Source organism: Tannerella forsythia, assembly GCF_003860135.1.
In the GTDB taxonomy this organism is placed as follows: Bacteria; Bacteroidota; Bacteroidia; order Bacteroidales; family Tannerellaceae; genus Tannerella; species Tannerella forsythia_A.
The window spans coordinates 23,473-32,052 of sequence record NZ_RQYN01000034.1 but is presented as its reverse complement, the minus strand read 5'-3'; the positions used below and the strand labels follow the sequence as shown (position 1 = coordinate 32,052).

5 protein-coding genes are annotated in these 8,580 nt (G+C 54.1%); 3 read left to right on the top strand and 2 right to left on the bottom strand.

Annotation, left to right across the window (positions count from 1 at the left end; all coding sequences use genetic code 11):
* Positions 1 to 182: 182 nt before the first annotated feature.
* The 3 genes from EII41_RS09225 to EII41_RS09215 all read left to right on the top strand — a co-directional run bounded on the left by EII41_RS09225 (position 183) and on the right by EII41_RS09215 (position 4,212).
* Complete coding sequence (locus EII41_RS09225; RefSeq protein ID WP_124751699.1) at positions 183 to 851, top strand: hypothetical protein; 669 nt, start codon at positions 183 to 185, stop codon at positions 849 to 851.
* Between the two features lie 136 nt (positions 852 to 987).
* Entirely contained in the window at positions 988 to 3,360 is a 2,373-nt protein-coding gene (locus EII41_RS09220) for a TonB-dependent receptor (RefSeq protein WP_124790351.1), read from the top strand.
* Positions 3,361 to 3,366: 6 nt separating this feature from the next.
* Complete coding sequence (locus tag EII41_RS09215) at positions 3,367 to 4,212, top strand: DUF4249 domain-containing protein (protein WP_124790350.1); 846 nt, start codon at positions 3,367 to 3,369, stop codon at positions 4,210 to 4,212.
* Between the two features lie 24 nt (positions 4,213 to 4,236).
* Here EII41_RS09215 and abc-f read toward each other — a convergent pair whose 3' ends face one another.
* Positions 4,237 to 6,210 (bottom strand): ribosomal protection-like ABC-F family protein, encoded by a 1,974-nt coding sequence (gene abc-f / locus EII41_RS09210; RefSeq protein ID WP_124790349.1) that lies wholly within the window; start codon positions 6,208 to 6,210, stop codon positions 4,237 to 4,239.
* Between the two features lie 214 nt (positions 6,211 to 6,424).
* Positions 6,425 to 8,572 carry a methylmalonyl-CoA mutase gene (gene scpA / locus EII41_RS09205; protein WP_124790353.1) on the bottom strand — a complete coding sequence of 716 codons (2,148 nt, stop codon included), beginning with the start codon at positions 8,570 to 8,572 and terminating at the stop codon, positions 6,425 to 6,427.
* Positions 8,573 to 8,580: the final 8 nt, after the last annotated feature.

Below are 8,580 nucleotides of genomic sequence, written 5' to 3'. Positions count from 1 at the left end.
CGGAAACCTCAGTTTCTGCCACGGAAACCTCAGTTTCTGCCACGGAAACCTCAGTTTCCGCGACTGCGAGCTTTGTTAAAATTCCCGAACGACAACGTTCCAAGGCTTTGTACAGGCGCTCCGTAAGCGAATCTTGTATTTTTATTGATTAGATTAAAGTTTCACTTAAAACGTATTTTGATATGGGAAAACATTATATTCCCATAGCCGTTGCCGCCTTTAACGACTGGCAGGAACAGGCTATCAAAAAAGTCAAAGAGAATCAGGTTCCGTGGGGGATTCCGGGCGAAGCCCTTAATCTCATTGTGGTACTGCACGAAGAATGGAATGCTTTTTATCCGAGCTATGCCGATAAGAAGCTGCGTTCGTCATACATTGTCGAGCAGAAGAACGTGCTGATGGAACGATATACCTCGCAGATGCGAAGCTTCTTCGCGGAGTATATTCTGAACAACAGCAAAATCAGCGACGCCGAACGCGTATCGCTGGGATTGTCTTCGCGCGACAAGACGCCGACATCGGTGGTAGTGCCTACGACCCAACCCATTGCCAAGATTGATTTCTCGGTACGTTTGCAGCATCGCGTGTCGTTCGTCGACAGCGCCACCCCGACAAGCCGGGCCAAGCCTCACGGAGTGTACGGATGCCAGATTTGGATCAAAATAGGCGGTGACGCGCCTGTATCGGAAGACGAGCTGAAATTCGTCGGAACGAATACGGCCACGCCACACCTGATCAAATACAATGGCTCCGACGCCGGAAAGATTGTCTATTACTGGCTGCGATGGGTAAACAAACGAGGAGAAACAGGGCCATGGAGTGTACCTGTAAGCGCCACGATCGTCGGGTGACGATTGAACAGTCCGTACACGTCGGGCCGACGGAGGGAACGCCGAAACGCCGTTCGTGAACGATATTTAAAAATGAAAATCCCGGAAGTCGCTGTCCGGGATTTTTCTATCTTTGCCGAAATTTATTTCGACAACAATGAATAGAACAATACTGATCATGCTGCTGGCTGCTTTGAGTGTGACGCTTCAGGCACAGCAAAAATACACGCTTAGCGGCACGGTTTCCGACGCCGCCAGCGGAGAAAGCCTTCCGGGTGTGAATTTCGTCATCGGCGACGGACAAACGGGAACGAGCACAAACGAATACGGATTCTTCTCCATCACTCTGCCCGAGGGCACCTACACCGTCTCTGTGATTTATCTGGGCTATGAAACGATTACCGAGACGATTGAATTGAATAAAAACATTCGCAAAGACTACCGACTCTCGGACGAAAGCATTCAACTCTCGGCCGTCGAGATCGTAGCCAACCGGACGGATAAAGCCGAGATTCGCAGCCCGCAGATGAGCCTCGTCTCGCTGCCGCTGCCGACGGTCAAAAAGCTGCCCGTGCTGATCGGCGAGGTCGATGTCCTGAAAACGCTGCAATACCTGCCGGGCGTAAGCAACGCCGGCGAAACGTCGTCGGGCTTTAACGTCAGAGGCGGAGCGGCAGACCAGAACCTGATCCTACTCGACGAAGCGGCCGTCTTTAACGCCTCGCATCTGTTCGGCTTTCTGAGCGTCTTCAACGCCGACGCCATTCGCGATATGAAACTCTACAAAGGCAGTATCCCGGCACGCTACGGCGGACGCATCTCGTCCGTGCTCGACATTTATCAGAAGGACGGCAACCAAAACCGGTTCGGCGCCACGGGCGGTATCGGGCTGCTCTCGTCGCGGCTGTTGGCCGAAGGCCCCGTGACGAAGGGAAAAGGGTCTTTCCTCATAGGCGGACGCGCCTCATACGCGCACCTCTTTCTGAAACTGAGGAACAACAAAAACTCCGCTTACTTCTACGACCTCAATACGAAGCTGAGCTACCGCCTGAACGACCGCAACCGGCTTTATTTGTCGGGATACTTCGGGCGCGATATGTTCGATCTGAACGGCTTCCTCACCAACGTCTACGGAAACGCCCTCTTCAACCTGCGTTGGAATCATCTTTTCAACGACCGGCTCTTTTCCAATCTCTCGCTTATCTACAGCGATTACTATTACGGATTCAAGCTCGCGCCTGTCGAGTTTCAGTGGGATTCGGGCATCAAGAACGTAAACGTGAAATACGATTTCAAACATTACTTATCCGATAAGATCAACCTTTCGTACGGTTTGCAAGGGCTTTACTACGCCTTTAACCCCGGTAAGCTCTATCCTACGGGCCCCGGCTCGGCCATCCGAGAGAAACTCCTGCCTCATAAATACGCGTTGGAGAGCGGGATATACGTCGACGCGGAACATACGTTGACAAAAGCGCTCACCGTTTCGTACGGACTGCGCTTCAGTTCCTTTCTCCACTTAGGCGAACAGGATATCAACGTGTACGCCAACGATCAGGCCGTGCTTTTCGATCAATATACGCTAACTTACCGCATGGCTACGCCTACCGGAAAGAAACATTACGGCAAAGGAGAAGTGATTGACCCTTTCTTCAACCTCGAACCGCGTTTGGCGCTCTCGTATGCCTTTAACGACAATCATTCTCTCAAAGCCGGCTATACGCGCACGGCGCAGTACCTCCATCTGATTTCCAATACTTCTTCTCCTACTCCGCTCGATGTGTGGGCGCCAAGCAACCGCTTCATGCTCCCGCAAAAGGCCAACCAATATGCCGTCGGAGTAGCCTCGAATCTGTCCAACGATGCCTACAGCCTCGAAGTCGAAGCCTATTATAAGGATGTGGAAAACCGTCTCGAATACATCGACGGGGCGGATCTTGTGGCGAACGAAGCGATTGAGCGGGTTGTATTGCCCGCCCACAGCCGCGCCTACGGATTAGAGATTTTGCTGCGGAAAAACAAAGGCAAGCTGACCGGATGGATCGGCTATACCCTCTCCAAATCGGAACAGAGAACGCCGGGACGCACGCCCGAAGAGATCGGTATCAACTACGGCGACTGGTACAGTACGCCTTACGATAAACCGCACGATCTCTCCGTTACCGCCATGTATGCCCTTACGCCGCAATGGTCGTTCGGCGGAGTGTTCAGCCTGCAAAGCGGACTGCCTGCCAACTTCCCCGTAGGACAGTACCAATATTTCGACATGACGATCCCGAACTACAGCAAACGGAACGAATACCGGTTGCCCACGTACCACCGTCTCGACCTCTCGGTTGTTTATACCCCGCGTCACAAGCCGAACAAACGCTGGAAAAGCGAATGGGTATTGGGCGTCTACAATGTCTACAACCGGAAGAACGCCAATTCGATCTTCTTCCGCCGGAACGAAGAGACACGGCGCAACGAGGCCGTGAAACTCTCCATCTTCGGCATCATTCCAAGCATTACGTATAATTTTACATTCTGAACGAAAATGAAAGCATTTCTTTCTTTTGTCTTACTCCTCGCTCTTTGCACCGGCTGCGAAGAAGTGATAGACCTGAAACTCGACTCGCAAGAGCAACAGCTCGTAGTAGACGCCGCGCTCGACTGGGAAAAAGGAAAACCGGGCAACGAACAGAAGATACGCCTCTCCTATACGAACGATTACTACACGAATCAACCCTCCGAAACGGCAACCGGCGCCACGGTACTCGTTACCGCTTCCGAAAGCGAGACGTACACGTTCGTCGATCAGGGAAACGGCGACTATGTTTGCCGCGATTTCAAACCCGAACCGGACAAGAGTTACCGGCTCACGATCGATTACAAGGGAAAACGCTATACTTCGGAAGACCGGATGCGCGAAGTACCGGAGCTTACCGAAGGCAACATCACGCAGCGCAGCGACGGAGGATTCTCGAAAGATGAAATCGCGCTCCGCATCACGTTCCCTACCCGATCCGGCAGTGACAGCAATTTTATAATCAAAGTGAGTTACGTAAAAAACGACCGTGTCTATTCACGTCTTTATGCCATAGACAACAGGTTTTATACCGACGGCAAAATATCGCGATCTTTTACCGGTTCGAACATCGGCGGAGAATTTCTCAAGGGCGACAAAGTGGAGATTAAAGTCTATTCCGTCTCGAACGCTTACCGGCAATTCATCGATCTGCTAACGGCTAACTCGCTCGACGATGCCCAACGGGGACGTCCGATGTTTACGTCTCCCACGCGCGTTTACGGAAATGTGGTCTACGAACCGGACCCCAAACAGAACCCGTTCGGAGCTTTTCGCGTGGCGCAGTATTCAACGATTCTCTACGTCGTGAAGTAACGCGGCGGTCAACGCCTCTATATGTTACGAAGCGGAGGCTTCCGACAGCGTTTCGGAGGCTTCCGTCCAGCGGTCCATCGCTTCGGAAAGCGCCGTTTTTAGTCGGCCGTGCTCGGTGTAGAGCGCAGGTTCCGCCGCTCCTTCGGGGGTGGCCATACGTGCTTCGAGCGTCGCGATTTCGTCTTCTAATGTCATAATCTCCTGTTCGGCATCGGCTACGGCCTTTTCCAACTTACGCAAACGCCGCGCCCGCTCCTTTTGCTCTTCGTACGAGCGCGCGGGCTGCGCCTTCGCGTCGGGCGTTCCGGCGCTCACGCTCTCCGGCTGCGCCGCCGTCGCGGAAGCAGCCGCCACAGTCTGCGCTTTGCGTTCCAACTCCTGCAGCGTCTCGATTTTCCGGCGCTCCAGAAACTCATAGATACCGCCCAGATGTTCACGCACGCGTTTGTTCCCGAATTCATAGACTTTATCGACCAGTCCGTCCAGAAATTCCCTGTCGTGCGAGACGACGATGAGCGTACCGTCAAATTCGCGCAACGCTTCTTTAAGCACATCCTTCGAGCGCATGTCGAGATGATTCGTCGGCTCGTCGAGAATCAGCAAATTGACCGGTTCGAGCAGCAGGCGGATCATGGCCAACCGGCTGCGCTCGCCTCCGGAAAGCACGCCGACCTTCTTGTCCGACGCCTCGCCGCCGAACATGAACGCGCCCAGTATATCGCGTATCTTGGTGCGGATATCGCCTTGCGCCACATCGTCGATCGTCTCGAAGACCGTCTTCTGCTCGTTCAGTAACTGCGCCTGATTCTGCGCGAAATATCCCGTACGTACGTTGTGCCCGAGCTGCAAGGTTCCCCCGTAATCCGTAATCTCTCCCATGATGCACTTCACGAGCGTTGATTTTCCCTCGCCGTTCTTACCGACGAAAGCAACCTTGTCGCCACGATGGATGGTAAACGTGGCGTCGGCAAACACGAGGTGATCGCCGTAGCGCTTGCTCAGACTTTCTACGGTCACCGGGTACGAACCGGATCGCGGCGCCGGGGGAAACTTGAGATGGAGCATCGCGTGGTCTTCCTCGTCCACTTCGATGCGTTCCACCTTGGCGAGTTGCTTGATGCGGGACTGTACTTGCACGGCCTTTGTCGCCTTATAGCGAAACCGTTCGATGAAAGCCTCGGTGTCGGCCAGCATTTTCTGTTGGTTCTCGTAAGCGCGCAATTGCTGTTCGCGACGCTCGCGGCGAAGCGCCACATATTCGTCGTACTTCACCTTATAATCGTAAATATGTCCGAGTTCGATCTCAAGGGTGCGGTGTGTCGTGTTGTTGATAAACGCGCGGTCGTGCGAGACAAGGATCACCGCGTTGGCCGAGGTGGCCATAAACGTTTCGAGCCACTGAATGGACTCTATGTCGAGGTGGTTGGTCGGTTCGTCGAGCAGGAGCACGTCGGGGCGTCGCAAGAGTAGCTTGGCGAGTTCGATACGCATGCGCCATCCTCCGCTGAACTCGGCCGTCGGACGCTCGAGGTCGTCGCGCGTAAATCCCAGTCCGAACAGCGTGCGTTCCAGCTCGGCATGATAATTCGCGCCGCCCATCATCTGGAACTGCTCGGTGAGCCACGTCATCCGGTCGATCAGTTTCCGGAATCCTTCCGATTCATAGTCCGTTCGTTCCGACAGCTCCCGGTTGATGCGCTCAATCTCCGCTTCCGTTGCGTGGATATGCGCAAAGGCCTGCTCTGTTTCTTCGCGCACCGATCGAGTGTCGGACAACTGCATCTGCTGCGGCAAATAGCCCACTGTCGTGTCGCGCGGGATACTTACCGTTCCGCGTGTGGGTTGCTGCATGCCGGCCAGGATTTTCAACAGCGTAGACTTTCCCGCTCCGTTTTTCCCCACTAAAGCAATGCGATCTTTGCGATTGACGACAAACGACAAGCCGTCTAACAACGTGAAACCGCCGAATTCGACGGTCAGTCCTTCGATTGAAACCATAATTTTCTTTTTATCGAAGGGCAAAGGTAGCGTTTTTTTACCTTTTTCCGTTCGTTCGCGGCGAGGAGTCCTCGCAAGCCGAGACACAGCGACTGCGGCACGCCATGCCGTCATACCGCCTTGAGCGTCGCGCCGGGATACAAGAGAGGCCGCCTCTCTCACGAGGGACGGCCTCCAATACACTTAAAAATTGTTATGAAAGAATTCTCCTCCTTTACTCGGAAAGGAGTATCTCCAGTATCTGACAAGCGGCTTTGGCCACAGATGTTCCCGGACCGTAAATCGCCGCTACACCGGCCTTGTAAAGAAAATCGTAATCCTGCGCGGGGATAACGCCTCCGGCAATGACCAGAATGTCCGGACGGCCGAGTTTCTTCAACTCTTCGATCACTTGCGGCACAAGCGTCTTATGTCCGGCAGCGAGCGATGATACGCCAAGCACATGCACGTCGTTCTCGACCGCGTCGCGGGCGGCTTCTTCGGGTGTCTGGAACAATGGTCCCATATCCACGTCGAATCCGCAATCGGCATAACCCGTTGCAACGACTTTGGCGCCCCGGTCGTGTCCGTCCTGCCCCATCTTGGCGATCATGATACGCGGCTGACGCCCCTGTTTCTTGGCAAACGCCTCGGCCAACTCACACGCCTTGCGGAAGTCGCCGTCTTCTTTTGTCTCTGATGAATACACGCCTGATATCGTTCTGATAATTGCTTTATAACGTCCTACTACCGCTTCGCAAGCGTCGGAAATCTCGCCCAGCGAAGCACGCAGCCCGGCCGCTTTGACGGCCAGATCGAGCAGGTTGCCCTGCTTCGTCTTCACACACTCCGTGATATCGGCCAGCGCCTTCTGTACGGCTGCTTCGTCGCGCTTTCCGCGCAAATCCTGCAAACGAGCCACCTGCTCTTCACGTACGGCCGTATTGTCGATCTCCAGAATATCGATCGGAGCTTCTTTGGCCAAGCGATATTTGTTCACTCCTACAATCGTCTGAACGCCGGAGTCGATACGAGCCTGCGTGCGCGCGGCAGCTTCCTCAATACGCATCTTCGGCAGACCGGTCTCGATAGCCTTAGCCATGCCGCCCATGCTGTCGATCTCCTGAATCAACGCCCATCCCTTGTGGATCAATTCATGGGTCAATGCCTCGACGTAATACGAACCGGCCCACGGGTCGATCTCCTTGCACACCTGCGTTTCTTCCTGAATATAGATCTGCGTGTTACGCGCGATACGTGCCGAGAAGTCGGTCGGCAAAGCGATAGCCTCGTCGAGCGCGTTCGTGTGCAGCGATTGCGTATGTCCGAGCGAAGCGGCCATCGCTTCGATACATGTACGACCGACGTTATTGAACGGGTCTTGCTCGGTCAACGACCATCCCGACGTCTGACTGTGCGTACGCAACGCCAGCGACTTGGGATTTTTCGCACCGAAGCTCTTGACGATCTTCGCCCACAGCATACGCGCGGCACGCATCTTGGCGATCTCCATAAAATGGTTCATGCCGATAGCCCAGAAGAACGACAGACGCGGAGCAAAGGCGTCCACATCGATCCCGGCATTGATCCCTGCACGCAGATATTCCATTCCGTCGGCAAGCGTATAAGCCATCTCAATGTCGGCCGTTGCGCCGGCTTCCTGCATGTGGTAGCCTGAAATCGAAATCGAGTTGAACTTCGGCATATTCTGCGAAGTGTATTCGAAAATGTCGGCAATGATGCGCATCGAGAATTCGGGCGGATAAATATACGTATTACGCACCATGAATTCCTTTAAGATGTCGTTCTGAATCGTTCCCTGCATTTCTTCGAGCTTGGCTCCCTGCTCCAGACCCGCATTGATATAAAAGGCGAGCACCGGCAGCACGGCTCCGTTCATGGTCATCGAAACGGACATCTTACTCAACGGAATCCCGTCGAACAAGACTTTCATGTCTTCGAGCGAGCAAATAGACACGCCGGCTTTTCCTACGTCACCCACCACGCGGTTATTGTCCGCGTTGTATCCGCGGTGCGTCGGCAAGTCGAACGCTACGGACAATCCTTTCTGACCCGAAGCAAGGTTACGACGATAAAAGGCATTCGACTCTTCGGCCGTCGAAAATCCCGCGTACTGCCGGATCGTCCACGGGCGCATGGCGTACATACCGCTGTAAGGCCCGCGCAGATAAGGCGGCAACCCCGAGGCATAATGCAGATGCTCCATCCCTTCGAGGTCTTCTTTCGTATAGACTGACTTTACCTGAATCTGTTCAGGTGTCCTCCAATTGGCCTCAATGCCATTGGACTTCGCCCATTCCGCCGCGTTCGTGGCAGCAAAACCGGCTTTCTGAATATCAATATTTTTAAAATTCGGTCTCATCATCTTTG

What these genes read in the sequence shown, in the direction of transcription:
- EII41_RS09225 (WP_124751699.1), top strand. Translation starts at nt 183, where the DNA reads ATGGGAAAACATTATATTCCCATAGCCGTTGCCGCCTTTAACGACTGG.
- EII41_RS09220 (WP_124790351.1), top strand. Translation starts at nt 988, where the DNA reads ATGAATAGAACAATACTGATCATGCTGCTGGCTGCTTTGAGTGTGACG.
- EII41_RS09215 (WP_124790350.1), top strand. Translation starts at nt 3,367, where the DNA reads ATGAAAGCATTTCTTTCTTTTGTCTTACTCCTCGCTCTTTGCACCGGC.
- abc-f (WP_124790349.1), bottom strand. Translation starts at nt 6,210, where the DNA reads ATGGTTTCAATCGAAGGACTGACCGTCGAATTCGGCGGTTTCACGTTG.
- scpA (WP_124790353.1), bottom strand. Translation starts at nt 8,572, where the DNA reads ATGAGACCGAATTTTAAAAATATTGATATTCAGAAAGCCGGTTTTGCT.